The organism is Ruegeria sp. D4, assembly GCF_056534475.1.
On record NZ_JBQFPJ010000017.1, the window covers coordinates 14,406 to 32,648 of the forward strand.

The following is an 18,243-nucleotide window of genomic DNA, read 5'->3' on the forward strand; positions in this document are numbered from 1 at the left end:
TATGGATAGACATATGACATAAAGACCTGTACCAGAAAAGAGAGAATTGCAGGGGAGGGGTATTCGAATGCAGGCCCGCGATCATCTGTTCACCGATCTGCACGCAGCGACGATGTTGGAAGCTGCCAATGCCTATGGTCTGATCGAGGATGCCGCGATTGCGGCTGTGGATGGCCGTATCGCCTGGGTCGGTCCGCAGACCGAACTGCCCGCTGAATTTGCAGCGCTGCCCCGGACCTCGTTCGAGGGTCGACTGGTGACACCTGCATTTATTGACTGTCATACGCATGTGGTCTTTGGCGGCCACCGCGCGGTCGAGTTCGAGATGCGGCTGAACGGCGCCAGCTATGAAGAAGTGGCGCGTGCAGGCGGTGGCATCATCTCGACCGTAAAGGCGACGCGCTCTGCCAGTTTGGAGGATCTGGTCACGCAGGCGCTGCCACGAGTGGATGCGATGCTGGCCGAAGGTGTTTCGGTGATCGAGGTCAAATCCGGCTACGGGCTGGATAAAGAAACCGAATTGAACATGCTGCGCGCGGCAAGGGCGCTGCCACGACATCGCCCTGCCCGGGTCGTGACCAGCTTTCTGGGCGCCCATGCAGTTCCGGTTGAATATCAGGACCGCCCCGAAGCGTATATCACCGAAATCTGCATTCCGACCCTGCGTGCCGCCCATGCGGAAGGGTTGGTGGACGCGGTGGATGCCTTCTGCGAAGGGATTGCGTTCCTGCCCGAGCAACTGGTGCCATTGTTCGATGCGGCCACAGAATTGGGACTGCCGATCAAATGCCATACCGAACAGTTGTCCAATCTGGGCGGCACGAAACTTGCCGCATCCTACGGGGCGATCTCAGCCGATCACATTGAATATCTGGACGAGGACGGCGTTCAGGCCATGGCGGCTGCCGGCACGGTCGGCGTCATCTTGCCCGGGGCCTTCTACACCCTGCGCGAAACACAAGCCCCGCCAATCGACCTGCTGCGCAAGCACAAGGTACCGATGGCGCTGGCCACTGATTGCAATCCGGGTTCTGCGCCAATGACCTCGCTTTTGCTGGCGATGAACATGGGTTGCACCCTGTTCCGGATGACGCCCGAAGAGGCGCTGCAGGGTGTCACCACCCATGCGGCCCGCGCACTGCGCCTGGACGATTGCGGCCGTATCGCCCCCGGTTTGCGCGCCGATCTTGCCGTCTGGAATGCAACGCACCCGGCTGAACTGGCCTATCGCATCGGCTTCAACCCGCTTCATTCCCGCATACTCGGAGAACTCAATTGACCACCCTGACACTCACCCCCGGCTCTGTGTCTCTGGCGCAACTGGAACAGGCATACCGGGAAGAATGCGCGGTTCGGCTGGACCCGACCTGCCGCCCCGGTATCGAAGCTGCCCATGCGCGCATTGCCGATGCGGCAGCGGGCGAAGCGGCGGTTTACGGGGTCAATACCGGGTTTGGAAAACTGGCCAGCGTCAAGATCGCGGCCGAAGATACGGCGACCCTGCAGCGCAACCTGATCCTGTCCCATTGCTGTGGGGTGGGGCCGGCCATTCCGCGCGCCCATGCGCGGCTGATGATGGCGCTGAAACTGCTCAGCCTCGGGCGCGGTGCATCCGGTGTGCGGCTGGAACTGATCGACCTGATTGAGGCGATGCTGGACAAGGGCGTGACACCGGTGATCCCAGCGCAGGGGTCCGTGGGCGCGTCAGGTGATCTTGCGCCCTTGTCGCATATGGCAGCGGTGATGATGGGCGCAGGCGAGGCCGAGTTTGGCGGCACCGTGATGCCGGGCGACCAAGCACTGGCCGCAGCCGGTCTGACCCCGGTCGAACTTGGCCCCAAAGAAGGTCTGGCCCTGATCAACGGAACCCAGTTTTCGACCGCGTTTGCTTTGGCCGGTCTTTTTGGTGCGTGGCAGGCCGCTCAAAGCGCGCTGGTGACATCGGCGCTGACCACCGACGCGATTATGGGGTCAACCGCGCCATTGCAGCCCGAGATTCACACATTGCGGGGCCATCGCGGCCAGATTGAGGCCGGAGCCACCATGCGCGCATTGCTGGCCGGATCGGTGATCCGCGACAGTCATCGCGAGGGCGACACGCGGGTGCAGGACCCTTATTGCATCCGCTGCCAGCCGCAGGTCGTGGGTGCCGCGATGGACGTCCTGCGACAGGCCGCCACGACGCTCGAGATCGAGGCCAATGCCGCGACCGACAACCCGCTGGTGCTGGCCGACGCGGGGCTCATCGTCTCGGGTGGCAATTTCCATGCTGAACCCGTGGGGTTTGCCGCCGATATGATCGCGCTGGCGATTGCGGAAATCGGGGCCATTGCGCAGCGCCGTATCGCCCTGATCGTCGATCCGGTGCTCAGCTTTGACCTGCCGCCCTTCCTGACCCCCAATCCTGGGCTGAACTCGGGGCTTATGATTGCCGAGGTCACCACCGCCGCCCTGATGAGCGAGAACAAGCATCTGGCCAACCCCTGCGTGACCGACTCTACCCCGACCTCGGCCAATCAGGAGGATCACGTGTCCATGGCCGCTCATGGTGCACGACGTCTGGGGCAGATGGTGACCAATCTGGAACGCATTCTGGGGGTCGAACTGCTTTGCGCCACGCAAGGGATCGAGTTCCGCGCGCCGCTGCCCACCAGTGAAACCCTGCAGGGCGTGATGGCGCGTCTGCGCGCGGTGGTTCCTCCCCTTGGCGATGACCGCTATACCGCCCCGGATATCGAAGCCGCCTCGGTTCTGATTGCCAGTGGTGAGATTGCCAATGGCACAGAGATAGAAATGCCCGGGCTTGGCGCATGACCCATCCGATGGAAAACATTCGGGGCGACAGCCCCCTTGTGCTTGGGCTGCCCCATACGGGCACCTACGTTCCGCCTGACATCAAGGCCAGGCTGAACGACCGCGGCCGGGAACTGGCCGATACGGACTGGCATATTGACCGGCTTTACGACGGGCTTCTTCCGGGGGCCACCACGGTGCGGGCCACATTCCACCGTTATGTGATTGATGCCAACCGTGATCCGTCGGGCGTGTCTCTCTATCCCGGGCAGAACACCACGACGCTGGTGCCGCTGACGGATTTCGACGGGCATGACATCTGGGACCAGCCACCTTCCGAGGCAGAGATCACCGAGCGCCGCGAGACGTTCCATGCACCGTATCACGCAGCGCTCGAGGCCGAACTGGCGCGGGTGAAGGCGATCCATGGAATTGCGGTTCTGTATGACTGTCATTCGATCCGCAGCCACATTCCATTCCTGTTTGACGGTGTCCTGCCGGACATGAATCTGGGTACCAATGGCGGGACAACCTGCGCGCCCCAGATCGAGGCCATTGCCCATGAATTTGCCGCCTCGTCCCCCTACAGCACCGTATTGAACGGGCGGTTCAAGGGCGGGTGGACAACCCGGCACTATGGCCGCCCGGCTGAGGGTCTGCACGCCATTCAGATGGAACTGGCCCAATCCACCTACCTGACCACAGAAAGCCCGCCCTGGTCCTATGACGACCGCAAGGCCACCCGCCTGCGCCGCTGGCTTTCCGACATTCTGGACGCCATCCAAGACACTGCACTGGAGCTTGCCCCATGACCGACCCACGCAAGAACACCCGCGACATCTTTCCGCCAACCGGCCCTGAGTTGAACGCCAAAAGCTGGATGACCGAAGCCCCCCTGCGGATGATGATGAACAACCTGCACCCGGACGTTGCTGAAAACCCGCATGAACTGGTGGTCTATGGCGGCATCGGGCGCGCCGCGCGGACGTGGAAAGATTTTGACACCATCGTCGCCAGCCTCAAGGATCTGGAAGAGGATGAAACGCTGGTGGTGCAGTCCGGCAAGCCGGTGGCCATCGTGCGCACCCATGCCGATGCTCCACGTGTGCTGATCGCCAACTCGAACCTCGTGCCGCACTGGGCCAACTGGGATCACTTCAACGAGCTCGATAAGAAGGGCCTGATGATGTACGGCCAGATGACCGCCGGCTCGTGGATTTATATTGGCACGCAGGGCATTGTTCAGGGCACTTACGAAACCTTTGCCGAGGCCGGACGTCAGCATTATGGCGGCGATCTGAAAGGAAAATGGATCCTGACTGGCGGTTTGGGCGGCATGGGTGGCGCACAGCCTCTGGCCGCCGTCTTTGCCGGGGCCTGCTGTCTAGCGGTCGAGTGCAATCCCGACAGCATCGATTTCCGCCTACGCACCAAATACCTGGACGAAAAGGCCGAGACGCTGGACGAGGCGCTTGAGATGATCGACCGCTGGACCAAAGCGGGAGAGGCGAAATCCGTCGGCCTCCTCGGCAATGCCGCCGAAATATTCCCCGAAATCTATGCCCGGATGCAGGCCGGCGGCATGCGTCCCGATATCGTCACCGACCAGACTTCGGCACATGACCCGGTCAACGGTTATCTGCCCCTGGGCTGGACCATGGCACAGTGGAAAGACAAGCGCGAAACCGATCCCAAGGCGGTCGAAAAAGCGGCACGGGCCTCGATGAAACAACATGTGGCCGCCATGGTCGATTTCTGGAACGCAGGCGTTCCGACATTGGATTATGGCAACAACATTCGGCAGGTGGCACAGGATGAGGGTTTGGAAAACGCCTTTGCCTTCCCCGGATTTGTCCCGGCCTATATCCGTCCGCTGTTCTGCCGTGGTATTGGCCCGTTCCGCTGGTGTGCGCTGTCGGGCGACCCCGAGGATATCTACAAGACCGACGCCAAGATGAAGGAACTGTTCCCCGAGAACACCCATCTGCACAATTGGCTCGACATGGCGCAGGAGCGTATCGCCTTCCAGGGCCTGCCCGCGCGCATCTGTTGGATCGGGCTGGGCGACCGTCACCGCGCCGGGCTGGCGTTCAACGAAATGGTCAGGAACGGCGAGTTGAAAGCACCTGTCGTCATTGGTCGCGACCATCTGGACAGCGGTTCGGTCGCATCACCCAACCGCGAGACAGAGGCAATGCTGGATGGCTCGGACGCCGTCAGTGACTGGCCGCTGCTGAACGCGCTGGTCAATACTGCCTCGGGCGCCACATGGGTGTCGCTGCACCACGGTGGCGGGGTCGGAATGGGGTTCAGCCAGCACGCAGGCGTCGTGATTTGCGCCGACGGCACGGATGCGGCCGCCAAACGGCTTGAGCGCGTCCTGTGGAACGACCCGGCCTCGGGAGTCTGGCGGCACGCGGACGCCGGCTATGACATCGCAAAAGACTGCGCCCGCGAACATGGCCTGCGCTTGCCCGGCATCCTGGGGTAAATGTAAGTGGCGGAGGGGTTGCCCCTCCGCATCTGTACTGAAGATTGCGATTGCCACGGAAGCCCGCAAGGCCTAGGCCTTGCGGCACCTGAATTCAGGTTCGAACGCAGTGGTGATCGCGTGCTCCCTTATCTTGGGCGACCCGATACTAACGGACATTCCCGGCCGCCTCAGCCCTCCATCTTGGCATCGACCATCGCCTCTTCGGCGATCATTGCTTCCAGTTGGCGGCGGAACCGCAGCTGGCCTCCGTCGATGCTCAGGTCGATATGGGGGCTTTCCTTTTCGTCCATGCCGATCTGAACCTCTTCGAGAACGGCCAGGTCTTCTTCGAATGCGTGGCGGACATCCTCACTCATCATCCTGGAAAGCTCGGCGTCGTCCGGGCGGATGTTGCGCAGCTGAAACCAGTAATACCGGGTCTCGGTTTCCGAGGTCGGCGTCATGAAGTTGTAGCTGTCCATGATGAAGGTCCGCGCATGCAGCGGTCCGTCCGGCCCCCCAGTACCAGCAGGGGTGAAGACGGCCTTAATCAGCGCATGGCTGGGATAGTGCACTTCATAGTGCTGAAGCCGGTCGCAATTGCCTTCGAACTCGACCACCTTCTTGTAAAACGGGGCAGGTTCCACATCCATCATCCACCGATGCACGACGATGCCGTTGTCCTTTTTTGTAACCGACAGCGGCGTGTCCTTCGTGGCATCCTGCGCGAAAGAGCTTTGGTGCACCCACGCGACATGGGTTGGAGGCAACAGGTTGTCGATCATGTACAGATAGTTGCACCTGATCTCCATCGCCGCACCACGGTTTATGCCCCAGTCGGGGTCGTCGTAATGCTCGATCTCGAAGATCTCGGAAGGCTCGGCCATGGCCGGATTGCCCATCCAGATCCAGACCAGTTCGTATTTTTCGTGCACGGGATAGGAATGCACCTTAGCCGAGGATGGGATGCGCCCTTTGCCGGGGGCCGAGACACACTGACCGACGCAGTCGAACGTCAGCCCGTGATAGCCGCATTCCACATCGTCGCCTTTCATGCGGCCTTTTGACAGCGGCAGTTTTCGGTGCGGGCAGGCGTCCTCCAGCGCGACAACTTCACCGGCCCGGGTCCGATAGACACAGATTTTCTTGCCCAGAACCCGGATTTGCCGCAGCTCATGAGTGATCTCGGAACTCCAGGCCACAACGTACCAGGCATTTTTCAGAAACACGGTTCACCTCCCGCAGAATAGTTTGTTCGAGCTTTAGGAACTTATGTGCGGGGAATGCGGGCTTGTATAGTATTGCTGCCTGCCTTGTTGTTCAGGAAAACTAAATCATTTTACCGATCTCTTGAGGAGTTTCCGAGCGATCTTGAGACGTCCCGTCCTGCCTGCAGAATCTAGTCCAGAAAGCTGCGTGCCGTTCGTTCATCCAGCGCGCCTTCACCCCAGCAGACCAGATAGGGTCTGGGCAATGGTATTTCCTGTTCGGACAGGCGACACAGATAGCCCATCTGCAAGTCCCGTTGAACAAAAGACGTTTGCGCCAGCGCCACACCACGTCCCTGAATGGCGGCATCCAAAGCTAGGCTGGACAGCGAAAAGACGGCATCCTTCCGTCGTGGTGAGGCGTCGATATCGTTCGCTGCAAACCAGTCTTCCCAGTCCGGGACGTCTTCGAAGCCGGGCCCCCAGTCTGTGCAGAGCAGGGGCGCGCGCGACCGGTTTGTTCTTCCAGCACCTTGAGCTGCTGACTGACCGCACCGGGTGTGACGTTCAGCTCCCGCGCGGTATCGGCGACGGAATTGGTACGCCCAAACACCTCGAATGTTTGCAAGGCCCGGAGGGAGGGGAGGGGGGGTCGACGCATATATACCGCTTGGCGAAGTTTAGAAAACTGCATTGTGATGCAGGCTACCCAACTTGGCGTCTGAAGAAAACAGATCCAGTTCAGGTATGAACACAAGAAGCGGCGACATGACCGACGGCTTTCACCTATAGGCCTTAAGCAACATAGGTGGACACCAACCCGGCCGTTCGAGCTGGCCACAGATCGGAATTGGCGAAGAGCGGCACCGCGGGGAGCTTCTGGTCAGGGGGGCGCCCCCCGAATTGTTGATTGGCCCAAAAAGCGATCCGATGATCACTGATGGCCAATGCAAGATCAGATCAACGAAGGCTTTGATCTCAACCATAAAGATGAGAGCATGCGCGCGGTGGTCGAATTTGAAGCCGCTGACAAACGTGACATTTTCAGAAGGTGCCTCGATGGTTCAGAATTGCCCGGTCCGATGCTCGCTTGATCTTGTAAGTCCGGGCAAGCGGACCGGTTTCATCGACGTGACCCTGTCCAACAATGCGCTTGCTTTCAGCACCATTCGCGTTCCCATTGGCGTGTTGTGCGGTGGGGCCGGACCTACGGTGCTACTTACGGCGGGCAACCACGGGGACGAGTACGAAGGGCAGCTTATCCTTCACCGGATGCTGAGAGAGCTCGAGCCGGAGCAGCTGAACGGGCGCATCATTGTGCTGCCGGCATTGAATGCGCCTGCCGTGCGTGCGCGTACCCGTGTGTCGCCACTGGATCAGGGAAATATGAACCGGGCGTTCCCCGGGACACATGCTCCCGGACCGACGGCTGCTATTGCCCGGTTCGTGTCACAGGAGTTGATCCCGCAATCCGACATCATTCTGGATTTTCACTCAGGGGGAACTGCGACGCGCTACATTGACTGCGCGTTCGTTTGCCTGGGGAATGATGCGGCGCTGAATGCAGACAATATTGATCTTGCGCGCCAATTTGGTGCCGATTTTACAATGGTAAGCCGAACGTCCGACGAGGGTGCAGATTTCGACTCGGAAGCCTATCGTCAGGGCAAAAAATTCCTTTCCTGCGAGCTTGGGGGGATGGGCACGATGACCACCCGCTCTTTCCAGATTGGCTGGTCGGGCTGCTGCCGTGTTCTGTCTAACCTAGGGCTTTTCGCAGCCGATGAGGTCATGACGGAACCCGCGGATGCTGCCATGACCCGTTTTGTTGATGTGGGTGCAGACTGCTCGCATGTCACCAGCAATTTTGAGGGGTTGATTGACCTTCACGTGCAGCTTGGTGGCGAGGTCGGCAAAGGACAGGTCGTTGCGACCTTGTATGACATACACAACATCGGGCACCCACCTGCGTCATTGACGACTCAGCAGAACGGAGTCGTTTGCGTCACGCGTCGAAACCCTTTGGTCTCACCCGGTGATCACCTGCTGATGATTTGCGGGGACTACGCAATTTAGCCAATAGGCTGCGTGGGCCGGCCGAGATTCTGCCGCAGACCGACAATCACAGCATGGGCATGGGGGACGTGTTCAGGCAAGTGGCGACGAACTGTGACCTATGTCAAGGACAGCGCTCGGGTCTCGGTGTCCATTGGGCGCGGTTTGTTGGCCGGGTTGCGACCCGTCCGATCATGAACAGTGTTGACGCTGATTTGCCGGGGTTGTCCTTGCATTCGGCTGAACCCGGAGAAACACAGATGGCTGATGGATGCGCCTGCGACCGGCACGCCCACCTGTACGTGTCCGTGGCTGACGCCCTGACACGGGGGCTGGCCGCCGCCAATCCGATTGTCGAAACAAAGCCCGTACCGCTGACTGAGGCGATTGGCCGGGTTCTGGCCGAGGATTGCCTCAGCAAAACTGACATGCCCGCCTTCGACAACTCTGCCATGGATGGCTACGCGATCCGCACTCGCGATCTGGGCGCGGGGCCGGTCTTTGATCTGCCCGTCGCCGGGCGCGTGGCCGCCGGGGACAGCGGCGCGCATCAGGCACCCGCAGGAAGCGCCTTGCGTATCTTTACCGGTGCGCCGGTGCCAAATGACTTCGATGCCATTCTGATGCAGGAGGATTGCGAGCTAACAAAAGGCGGTATCCGCTTCTCAAGTCGCCCGACCGCCGAACAGCATATCCGCCGCGCGGGTGAGGACCTGAAAGCGGGGGCACTGATCCTGCGTCACGGCTGCGAGATCGGCGCGCGCGAGGTCGCGGCGCTGGCCTCAGCCGGGTTTGGCCAGGTCAAGGTATACCGCAAGCTCAAGATCACCATCTTCTCGACCGGCAGCGAATTACGCCAGCCCGGAGAAGACCTTGGCCCCGGCCAGATTTACAACTCGAACCGTAATATGCTGCGGGCGCTGCTGGACAAGCGCTGGATCGACCTGACGGACATCGGCCCGGTCGAGGATGACCCGGTTTTGCTGGAACAGGTCTTGCGGCAGGCATGCGACACATCCGATCTGATCGTCACAACCGGCGGCGTGTCTGTAGGCGACGAGGATCACATGCCGCGCCTGTTTTCCAAAATCGGCGGTCAGACGGATGTGATGAAAGTGGCCATGAAACCGGGCAAGCCGATCATGTTCGGACGTCACGGCGATGCGCTTTATATCGGGTTGCCGGGCAATCCGGTTTCCGCCTACGTTACCTGGCAAATCATCGGGTCGCCGATGATGGCACGGCGCGCCGGTTTGCATCCAAGCCCGCTTGTCGCCGAACAGGCGGTGCTGGCGGAACCGCTGCAGCGTCATCCCGGGCGGCAGGAATTTCGCCCGGTGCAGATCCGGGGCACAGCTCCGGACGGCAGGCCGCGCCTGCACCTGATGGCACCGTCCTACAGCGGGCGCGTGGCGTTGCTGGCGCAGGCGGACGGGTTGGCCATTATCCCTGCGGATGTCGAAACCCTACCAGAGGGGTACGCGCTGGAACTGTTGCGGTTCTGAACGCTCGGTGCCCGAGCTGAAGGTTATGTCCCTATTGTGTGTTAAAAAGCGGTGGCTTGATCCTTTGGTGGGCAAAAAATCAAGCATTCTCTGTACTTTCCACTAGTGGCTGTGAGCTTCATCAACCAAGACCTTGGGCAAGCTTCTTCAGCTCACATTGTGGGGCCACCAATCGTTCTGCCAGCGCGACATTGTCCTCCATCAGCGCGCGGCAAATCTCTTCCTCCAATTGGTTTGCAAGTCGCAGCAACAAAGGCGCGACTTCGTTGACACCGTTGTTGTTGCCAGAGGCTCCGGTTTGACCCAGTTTGTTCGTTGATACTTGTGGCATAGCGCGAATTCCCGATTGGCTCTCCGGGACAGGGTATCCGCATGAACTTGGTGATGCCGTTGACTTATCGTTGATGTATCGTTGATCTTGCAGGCAGTGTGGGAGGAGCACATGCGGCGATGGATATTGAATCTCAAGGATGGCAAATTGTCATCGGGACAGGATCAATCGACACTATCGCCAAAAGCTACCGAAGTGCTGGAGTACATGATTTCCAGGGCCGGTATGGTTTTGTCTCGCGAAGAAATACTTCAAGCCGTATGGCATGGCTTGTTTGTGAACCCGGATCTTGTGCGCGAGTACATTTTTGAGATCCGAAAATCGCTCGGGGATGACGCAAAAAATCCAAGTTATATTGAGACTGTAGGCCGGCGCGGATTTCGGCTGATTGGACCAGTTTCCGTCCAACACGGTGAAGATCAGGCTGCACACTCTGCTCTTTCCCAGGCGCAACCCAACCCATTGCCTTTGGTGAAATATTGTCGTTCCAAGGACGGGACCTCCATCGCGCATACTGTTTCCGGCGAAGGGTATCCGATGTTGATTTCCGGAAGCTGGATGACCCACCTGGAACAAGACTGGCAAAACCCTGCTTACGGCGATTACATTCGACACCTTTCGGATAAATTTACGGTCATTCGCTATGACCAACGGGGGAATGGTCTGTCCGAGTGGGCGGATGTCGACATCAGTTTTGAGCGCATGGTCGACGATATGGAAGTCGTGATCGATGCCTACGATTTTGAACAAGTAGCGATCCTGGGTTTGTCGCAAGGTGCATCTGTTTCGTTGGCATATGCGCTGAGGCATCCGAAACGAATTTCGCATCTTGTACTAAGTGGAGGGTATTCAAGGGGGCGAAAACATCGCGGCAACGAAGCCGAGATTGAAGAAAGCGAAGCTCTTGTCAATTTAATCCGCAACAGCTGGGGAAACGAAAACCCCGCAATCCGGCAAATCCTGACCACGATGTTTATGCCGGACGCTACAAAAGCAGAAATGCAGTGGTTCAACGATTTCCAAAAGCTCTGCGGACCAGCCGAGAATATTGCTCAGTTTCGCGCTTTGTTTGACGACATTGACGTGAGCAACCTGCTAACAGAGATTTCATTGCCGACCTTGGTTCTTCACAGCGACAGGGATGCAGTGGCACCGCTTTCGGAAGGGAAAATACTGGCTTCCCAGATTCCGGATGCTTCATTCGTGCAACTGGATAGCCCCAACCACTTACTTTTTTCGTCAGAACCAGATTTCGAAAGAATGATTGCCAGCATCGAGAGCTTTGTTCGGTCCTGATGCTTAAACTTGATGAGTTGTCGTTCCTTTTCCAACAGTTGCACAACAGGCCTGCCAAGAAACACCGCTTCAGCCCGGCGCTCTGAGAAATTCAGACGCCGGGCCGCTTGGCTCGGATCAGGCGGTTGCGCCCTTTATGCGGATGGCACTGCCCACCGCGCCCGCGCAAACGCCGACGGCGATGGCGATCATCAGTTCCAACACTTCGACATGGGCAAACTGCCATTTGGCAAAAACCAGTGTCTCCAGCACGCCGACCACACCGCCCATGACCGCGCCCAGCCACAGCTTGCGGGTCATCATGCCAAGCGCCAAACCCAGAATGCCGGGCAGGCTGAGGATGTTGCCACCGATGGTTCCAAGTAATTCAAGCATATGTCGAGCTCCTCTCAGTCTGCCCGTTTGGCCAGAAACGACCGGATTTCGTCACTGCCTGCCGAGGCGTGCTGCTGCAGGTTCTGCGGCGCCTCGTCCAGTTCGGCAGTGATGTCCTGATAGGTTTCCAGATAGTTGGGCGGCAGACTGTGGGCGATGCCCTGGTGGCAGTCGATGCATGTCATGCCGGAATCGATGGCGCGCTGATGCTCGGACGCGGCGCGGGTTTCCTGAAGGGTGAAGTCCATATACTCGAAATTGTGACAGTTGCGGCATTCGCGGCTGTCGGATTCCTTCATTTTCTTCCACACCGCCGAAGCCATGCTCAGACGATGGTCTTCATATTTTTCGGGTGTGCTGATGGTGCCGGCCAGCTCGTGATAAACGTCCTTGACCGCCATGATCTTGGCTTTGATCTTGTGGTTCCATTCGTGCGGCACGTGGCAGTCGGAACAGATCGCGCGGACGCCCGAGTGGTTGTTGTAGTGGATTGTCTCGCGGTATTCACCCAGATTGGTTTCCATCGTGTGGCACGAGGTGCAGAATTCCTCGGTATTGGTCAGTTCCAGCGTCCAGTGGAAACCGCCCCAGAACAAGATACCGGCCAGAAAACCGGCCAATATCAGAAAGCCCGAGCTGAACATCACAGCCGGGGTCCAGATCGCGTTCCAGAGGCGGCCAATCCAGCCGCGATTTTCGGGGGAGTCTGCCATATCGGTGCTCCTTTCAAAGATGCGTTGGATCAGTTGCCGGAAGAAGGTTCGAATTCATTGTCGACCAGCGCCGGAGTGTCGGCCTGCGGCACGTGGCACTGATTGCAGAAATACCGTGTGCCCGCGATCCGGTCCAGTTCACGGCCTTCGCGGTCCAGGTAGTGGGTCATCGAAAGGGTCGGTGCGTTGCGCTCGCCCGCTTTGGTCCAGTCGTGACAGGACAGGCACTGATTGGTGCGCAAGTCGATCTGGTATTGTTCAATCGAATGCGGGATCAGTGGTGGCTGCTGGCGATAATTCCGCTGCATGCGTCCTTCGACATTCCGATGGACTTGATCGAGGACCACTGGTTCATCCACTTCGGCTCCGCGTAGCGAATTCACCTGAGCGGACTGCGCCAGAGCAAACCCACTCAGGAGCAAAACGGGGATCAGGGCAATTCCGCCTGTCAGGATTGGTCTATTCATCATGGCACTCCCTTAGATAGGTCTGGCGGCGCGCGGCTTGGGCGCGGCGGCTGGATCGGCAGGCGCGACGAGGGCCTCGTCGAACCGGTGAGTAAATTTGAAGACATCAACCGCGCACACATCAATGCAGCGGCCACAATTGGTGCAGTCAGGCGACAAGATCAGTGGGCTGGATCCCGGCTTGCCCTTCAGCGCGGGCGAGATCACCTGGTTTTCCGGGCAGACCGCATAGCAGTCCATGCAATCATCACACGCAGCGCGGTTGCTGGCGCTGACGCGCAGCAGGCTTTTTGTGCCGATCAGGCCGTAGAAAGCCCCGACCGGGCAGATATGACCGCACCAGCCATGGCGTGCGACCAGCAGGTCAAACACAAAGATCGCGGCGATCATGGCCCAGACAAATCCCATGCCGAAGATCAGGCCCCGGTGCAGCATGGTGATCGGATTCACGATCTCCCACGCAATCACGCCGGTCAGGCCCGAGACGATCAGGACTGTCGCCAGAACCCACAGACGGGTGCTGCGCTTTGGCTGCCAGCCCTTCGGCAAGTCCAAACGCCGATGCAGCCAACTGGCGGCATCAGTCACCGGGTTGATCGGACAAACCCAGGAACAATAGACCCGGCCACCGATCAGCGCGTAAGTGACAAGCACGATCAACCCGCCGATCAGTGCGGTCAGTTCGGGCCAGTGGCCTGCCACCATGCTTTGCAGCAGGATCAGCGGATCGGTCAGCGGTAGAACGCCCAACGTCAATGATCCGGCCAGGCTGCCCTGAACAATCCAGATGCCAAACCACGGCCCCAGCAGGAACAGTACCAGAAAGAACACCTGGCTTGCCCGGCGCAACAGCAAAAAGCGATGCGCGCCGATCCAGCCCTTGGCCTCGATCGCCTCTTGGCCCACAGGTATCTGGGTGCTGGCGCTCATTGCCCCACTCCCGGCAGGTTGTAATCGGGCGCAAACCCTCCGGGTGTGACCAGATTGTCGGTACCTGGTCCCGGCAGGCGGTCGGGCAGGTCAATGATGCCCTCGACCAGAGGTGCTCCCTTGGCGGCCTTTTCTTCCCAGCCCTTGCGGTAGTGATCCGCCGCGCTGCCACGCGCCAGACGGGCTGGAAGCACCTTTATCGCGGCTTCCGGCAAAACGCAGCTTTTCTCGCATACGCCGCAGCCGGTGCAGCGGTCCGCATGAACCGTCGGCGCAAAGATCGCGTGGCTGCCCGAGCGGGTATTGTGTGACGGCTCAAGCGTGATGGCCTCGTCAATGACGGGGCAGACGCGATAACAGACATCACAGCGCAGGCCGAGGTAGTTCAGGCAATTCTCCTGATCCACCAGCACCGCAACGCCCATCTTGGCATCGTCGATGTTGTCCAGCGACGGGTCCAGCGCGCCGGTGGGGCAGGCGGCGACGCAAGGAATGTCGTCGCACATCTCGCACGGCACGTCGCGGGCGGTGAAATACGGCGTCCCGGTAGCACCGGAATCCGACCCCAGTTCCGCCAGTTTCAGCGTATCGTAAGGGCAGTCCCGCACGCATAACCCGCAGCGGATGCAGGCCGACAGGAAATCCTCTTCGGGCAGCGCACCGGGCGGGCGCAGGGCCTCGGCCGGCAGGCTGCGCGCATCGCGCGCCAGCCAGGCCAGCAGCGATCCTGCAACCACGCAGCCGCCCGCCGCGCGCGCCGTTCCCTGCAGGAAACGACGCCGTTGCGGCGAAAGAGGTGTGCCGGCAAGGGACATGGGGACTACCTTCGCGATCCGTGCCGGTTACGCGCGCTCGACCTTGCAGGCGCATTTCTTGAAGTCGGTCTCCTTCGAAAGCGGGCAGGTCGCGTCCAGCGTCAGCTTGTTGGTCAGCTGACCCTCGTCGAACCACGGCATGAAGACCAGACCACGCGGAACCTTGTTGCGCCCGCGGGTCTCGACCCGGCTTGTGACTTCGCCGCGACGGGTGGACAGAACGATCTCCTGACCACGGCGCAGACCCCGATCCTTGGCATCCTGCGGATGCATGTAGACCACGGCCGCCGGATAGGCGCGGTGCAGTTCGGGCACCCGGCGGGTCATCGAGCCGGAATGCCAGTGCTCCAGCACACGACCGGTGCACAGCCAAAGGTCGTATTCCGCATCCGGCTCCTCTGGGGCGGGTTCATACGGCGCAAAGATGATGCTCGCCTTCCCGTCGGGCTTGCCATAGAACTTCACGCCTGCGCCTTCGGGTACATACGGGTCATAGCCTTCGCGGAAACGATAGAGCGTTTCCTTGCCGTCCACGACCGGCCAGCGCATTCCGCGCGCCTGATGGTACATTTCGAATGGTGCCAGATCGTGGGCATGGCCACGTCCGAAATCGGCATATTCCTCGAACAGGCCTTTCTGAACATAGTATCCGAAATGCTCGGCATCATCGTTGTCGAAACCTTCGGCTGTTTCCGACAGAGGGTACTGGTCGATCTTTCCGTTGGCATACAGCACGTCATACATGGTCTTGCCGCGATGTTCCGGCATGGCAGCCAGCAGTTCCTCGCCCCAGACCTCCTCGACGGTGAAGCGTTTCGCGAATTCCATCAGCTGCCACAGGTCGGACTTGGCCTCACCCGGGGCCTTGACCTGCTGCCGCCAGAACTGGGTGCGGCGCTCGGCGTTGCCATAGGCGCCTTCCTTCTCGACCCACATGGCGGTTGGCAGGATCAGGTCGGCGGACAGGGCGGTAACGGTGGGGTAGGGGTCCGACACGGTAATGAAGTTTTCCGGGTTGCGGTAGCCGGGATACCCTTCTTCGTTGATATTCGGCGCAGCCTGCATGTTGTTGTTGCACTGCACCCAATAGGCGTTCAGATCGCCATCCTTCAGCTTGCGGTTCTGCAGCACAGCGTGGAAGCCCGGTTTGGGCGGGATGGTGCCCGCAGGCACGTTCCATGCGGTCTCGCAGATCTCGCGGTGCTTGTCATTTGTCACCACCATGTCGGCGGGCAGACGGTGGGCAAAGGTGCCGACCTCGCGCGCCGTACCACAGGCCGAGGGCTGGCCGGTCAGCGAGAAGGGCGAGTTGCCGGGTTCGGAAATCTTACCAACCAGCAGGTGCACGTTGTACATCAGCGAGTTCACCCACGACCCGCGGGTATGCTGGTTGAACCCCATGGTCCACAGGCTCATGACCTTGCGGTTCGGATCGGCATATTGCTGGGCCAGCTTCTCAAGCTTTTCGGCGGGCACACCGGACAGTTCCTCGGTGTATTCCAGCGTGTATTCCGACACCGCTTCGGCATATTCCTCGAAGCTGATCGGTTCCATCTTGCCGACGTTGGGGTTCGCTGCCTCTTGCTGCAGCGGGTGGTTGTCGCGCAGACCATAGCCGATATCGGTGGCAGTCTTGGTGATGTTGACGTGGTTCTTGACGAATTCCTCGTTCACTGCGCCGTTCTGGATGATGTAGTTGGCGATATAGTTCAGGATCGCCAGGTCGGTCTGCGGGTTGAACACCATGCCGTTGTCCGCCAGCTCGAACGAGCGGTGTTCGAATGTCGACAGAACATGTACCTCGCACCCCGGCTTGGTCAGGCGCGTATCGGTCAGGCGCGACCACAGGATCGGGTGCATCTCGGCCATGTTCGACCCCCACAGCACGAAGGTATCCGCGTGCTCCAGATCGTCATAGCAGCCCATCGGTTCGTCGATGCCGAAGGTGCGCATGAAACCCACAACGGCCGAGGCCATGCAGTGCCGCGCATTCGGGTCGATGTTGTTTGACCGGAACCCGGCCTTCATCAGCTTGGCGGCAGCATAACCTTCCCAGACCGTCCACTGACCGGAACCGAACATGCCGACACTGGTCGGGCCTTTCTTGGCCAGCGCTTCTTTCCACTTGGCGGCCATCACGTCGAAGGCTTCGTCCCAGCTGACCGGCTCGAATTCGCCGTTCTTGTCGTATTCGCCGTTTGACTTGCGCAGCAGCGGAGTGGTCAGGCGGTCATTGCCGTACATGATCTTGGACAGGAAATAGCCCTTGATGCAGTTCAGGCCCCGGTTGACCGGCGCGTCCGGGTCACCTTGCGTGGCCACGACGCGGCCATCCTTAGTGCCGATCAGAACCGAACAGCCTGTGCCGCAAAACCGGCAGGCCGCCTTGTCCCAGCGAATATCAGGCGTTGCCACCTGGGCATTGGCCTGTCCGGCGGCCATTGGAATACCTGCGGCCGAAGCAGTGGCTGCCGCGGCTGAAGCTTTTAGAAAAGTCCGGCGAGATTCAGAGATGGTCATTGCATGGGCCTCCTGCTGGTCGGTTGGCTTGGGGCATCAGGACGCGGATAGCTTTCCGCGAGATCCTCGAAATGGTGATAGGTCAGCGTCAAAGAGATCACTCCGGGGATCTGGTGCAGATCCATGATGATCTCGGACGCCATACGTGCGGGCGTATCTTCTACGACAACGACAAAGCGGCCGTCGTCGGTTGCGGCGTGAACCTCGACCCCCGGCGTGTCTTCCATGACCTGGCGCGCTGTGCCGGTGCTGTCCGGGGCAACGTGAACAAGGCAACCGCAGATATTCATTGCAGTGTCTCCGGGTGTAAGGTTGCAGGGCGTTCAAATCTGACCGCGTCGGCGGGGCAGGACGTGGCGCAGCCGCCGCATCCGGTGCAGGTCTCGGTATTCAGAACCGGTTCCGCCTTGCCGCCAGGCATCAGCTTGAACCGGATCGAGCCTTCATCGCAACTGTCCTGGCAAATGCGGCAACTGATCCCGTTCAGTGACAGGCAAGCGCTGGCGACAATAGATGCGCGCCAGGGCCAGTCGGCCATGCGATCAGCGATCAGGGCGCCCGTCTGGCAGGCTTCCACGCAATCGCCGCAGAACGTGCACGCACCGTCCGTCATCCGCAGCGTCGGGTATCCACCCGCGCTGAGCGTAATGACATCTTCGGGGCAGGCGTCCAGACAATCACCGCAGGCGGTGCACAGGTCCAGAAACCTGCCTTCCACCGCGCCCGGAGGCCTGATGGCACCGGGGTCTTCGCGGAGCATGC

19 protein-coding genes and 1 pseudogene are annotated in these 18,243 nt (G+C 60.0%); 8 read left to right on the top strand and 12 right to left on the bottom strand.

Features of this window, described 5'->3' with window-relative positions; all coding sequences use genetic code 11:
* Positions 1 to 67 precede the first annotated feature (67 nt).
* The 4 genes from hutI to hutU are packed head-to-tail and all read left to right on the top strand — an operon-like array spanning position 68 to position 5,284.
* Positions 68 to 1,279 carry an imidazolonepropionase gene (gene hutI / locus ACR0MI_RS18780; protein WP_170614030.1) on the top strand — a complete coding sequence of 404 codons (1,212 nt, stop codon included), beginning with the start codon at positions 68 to 70 and terminating at the stop codon, positions 1,277 to 1,279.
* Entirely contained in the window at positions 1,276 to 2,814 is a 1,539-nt protein-coding gene (gene hutH / locus ACR0MI_RS18785; RefSeq protein WP_170614029.1) for a histidine ammonia-lyase, read from the top strand. Before hutI ends, hutH begins: the two co-directional genes overlap by 4 nt.
* Entirely contained in the window at positions 2,811 to 3,605 is a 795-nt protein-coding gene (gene hutG / locus ACR0MI_RS18790) for an N-formylglutamate deformylase (protein WP_170614028.1), read from the top strand. The genes hutH and hutG overlap by 4 nt, the downstream gene beginning before the upstream one ends.
* A complete protein-coding gene (gene hutU, locus ACR0MI_RS18795; protein WP_170614027.1) occupies positions 3,602 to 5,284 on the top strand; it encodes a urocanate hydratase in 1,683 nt (560 codons plus the stop codon). Before hutG ends, hutU begins: the two co-directional genes overlap by 4 nt.
* 170 nt (positions 5,285 to 5,454) lie before the next feature.
* Here hutU and ACR0MI_RS18800 read toward each other — a convergent pair whose 3' ends face one another.
* The 3 genes and pseudogenes from ACR0MI_RS18800 to ACR0MI_RS18810 form a co-directional block, all read right to left on the bottom strand.
* Entirely contained in the window at positions 5,455 to 6,495 is a 1,041-nt protein-coding gene (locus ACR0MI_RS18800) for an aromatic ring-hydroxylating dioxygenase subunit alpha (RefSeq protein ID WP_480855188.1), read from the bottom strand.
* A 170-nt stretch (positions 6,496 to 6,665) separates the two neighbouring features.
* Positions 6,666 to 6,974: a LysR substrate-binding domain-containing protein gene (locus tag ACR0MI_RS18805; RefSeq protein WP_480441199.1), complete on the bottom strand. Its 309-nt coding sequence runs from the start codon at positions 6,972 to 6,974 to the stop codon at positions 6,666 to 6,668.
* A 23-nt stretch (positions 6,975 to 6,997) separates the two neighbouring features.
* Positions 6,998 to 7,168 (bottom strand): annotated as a pseudogene (locus ACR0MI_RS18810) (LysR family transcriptional regulator); the annotation flags it as partial.
* 253 nt (positions 7,169 to 7,421) lie between these two features.
* Between ACR0MI_RS18810 and ACR0MI_RS18815 the strand changes: the two are divergent.
* The 3 genes from ACR0MI_RS18815 to ACR0MI_RS18825 all read left to right on the top strand — a co-directional run bounded on the left by ACR0MI_RS18815 (position 7,422) and on the right by ACR0MI_RS18825 (position 10,034).
* The gene (locus tag ACR0MI_RS18815) at positions 7,422 to 7,568 is read left to right on the top strand and encodes an MDR/zinc-dependent alcohol dehydrogenase-like family protein (RefSeq protein WP_170817021.1); all 147 of its coding nucleotides are present in this window, start codon (positions 7,422 to 7,424) and stop codon (positions 7,566 to 7,568) included.
* The gene (locus ACR0MI_RS18820; protein WP_170817022.1) at positions 7,534 to 8,550 is read left to right on the top strand and encodes a succinylglutamate desuccinylase/aspartoacylase family protein; all 1,017 of its coding nucleotides are present in this window, start codon (positions 7,534 to 7,536) and stop codon (positions 8,548 to 8,550) included. The genes ACR0MI_RS18815 and ACR0MI_RS18820 overlap by 35 nt, the downstream gene beginning before the upstream one ends.
* Before the next feature lie 173 nt (positions 8,551 to 8,723).
* Positions 8,724 to 10,034, top strand: coding sequence for a molybdopterin molybdotransferase MoeA (locus tag ACR0MI_RS18825; protein WP_170817023.1), 1,311 nt, complete (start codon positions 8,724 to 8,726; stop codon positions 10,032 to 10,034).
* Between the two features lie 121 nt (positions 10,035 to 10,155).
* Here the strand turns inward: ACR0MI_RS18825 and ACR0MI_RS18830 are convergent, their stop codons facing one another.
* Positions 10,156 to 10,365, bottom strand: a complete 210-nt coding sequence (locus ACR0MI_RS18830; RefSeq protein ID WP_170619357.1) for a hypothetical protein — start codon at positions 10,363 to 10,365, stop codon at positions 10,156 to 10,158.
* 111 nt (positions 10,366 to 10,476) lie between these two features.
* On the opposite strand from ACR0MI_RS18830, the gene ACR0MI_RS18835 reads away from it, so the two are divergent.
* The gene (locus ACR0MI_RS18835) at positions 10,477 to 11,661 is read left to right on the top strand and encodes an alpha/beta hydrolase (RefSeq protein ID WP_480855191.1); all 1,185 of its coding nucleotides are present in this window, start codon (positions 10,477 to 10,479) and stop codon (positions 11,659 to 11,661) included.
* 117 nt (positions 11,662 to 11,778) lie between these two features.
* Here ACR0MI_RS18835 and ACR0MI_RS18840 read toward each other — a convergent pair whose 3' ends face one another.
* The 8 genes from ACR0MI_RS18840 to napF are packed head-to-tail and all read right to left on the bottom strand — an operon-like array spanning position 11,779 to position 18,241.
* On the bottom strand, positions 11,779 to 12,036 hold the full coding sequence (locus ACR0MI_RS18840; RefSeq protein ID WP_170614021.1) for a hypothetical protein: 258 nt from the start codon (positions 12,034 to 12,036) through the stop codon (positions 11,779 to 11,781).
* A 14-nt stretch (positions 12,037 to 12,050) separates the two neighbouring features.
* Positions 12,051 to 12,749: a NapC/NirT family cytochrome c gene (locus ACR0MI_RS18845; protein ID WP_170614020.1), complete on the bottom strand. Its 699-nt coding sequence runs from the start codon at positions 12,747 to 12,749 to the stop codon at positions 12,051 to 12,053.
* Positions 12,750 to 12,778: 29 nt separating this feature from the next.
* Positions 12,779 to 13,216: a nitrate reductase cytochrome c-type subunit gene (locus tag ACR0MI_RS18850; RefSeq protein WP_170614019.1), complete on the bottom strand. Its 438-nt coding sequence runs from the start codon at positions 13,214 to 13,216 to the stop codon at positions 12,779 to 12,781.
* A gap of 12 nt (positions 13,217 to 13,228) precedes the next feature.
* On the bottom strand, positions 13,229 to 14,146 hold the full coding sequence (gene napH, locus ACR0MI_RS18855; RefSeq protein WP_170614018.1) for a quinol dehydrogenase ferredoxin subunit NapH: 918 nt from the start codon (positions 14,144 to 14,146) through the stop codon (positions 13,229 to 13,231).
* Positions 14,143 to 14,961: a ferredoxin-type protein NapG gene (gene napG, locus ACR0MI_RS18860; protein WP_170614017.1), complete on the bottom strand. Its 819-nt coding sequence runs from the start codon at positions 14,959 to 14,961 to the stop codon at positions 14,143 to 14,145. The genes napH and napG overlap by 4 nt, the downstream gene beginning before the upstream one ends.
* Before the next feature lie 27 nt (positions 14,962 to 14,988).
* A complete protein-coding gene (napA, locus tag ACR0MI_RS18865) occupies positions 14,989 to 17,481 on the bottom strand; it encodes a nitrate reductase catalytic subunit NapA (protein ID WP_170614016.1) in 2,493 nt (830 codons plus the stop codon).
* Entirely contained in the window at positions 17,478 to 17,771 is a 294-nt protein-coding gene (locus ACR0MI_RS18870; RefSeq protein ID WP_170614015.1) for a chaperone NapD, read from the bottom strand. Before ACR0MI_RS18870 ends, napA begins: the two co-directional genes overlap by 4 nt.
* The gene (gene napF, locus ACR0MI_RS18875) at positions 17,768 to 18,241 is read right to left on the bottom strand and encodes a ferredoxin-type protein NapF (protein ID WP_480855196.1); all 474 of its coding nucleotides are present in this window, start codon (positions 18,239 to 18,241) and stop codon (positions 17,768 to 17,770) included. The genes ACR0MI_RS18870 and napF overlap by 4 nt, the downstream gene beginning before the upstream one ends.
* Positions 18,242 to 18,243: the final 2 nt, after the last annotated feature.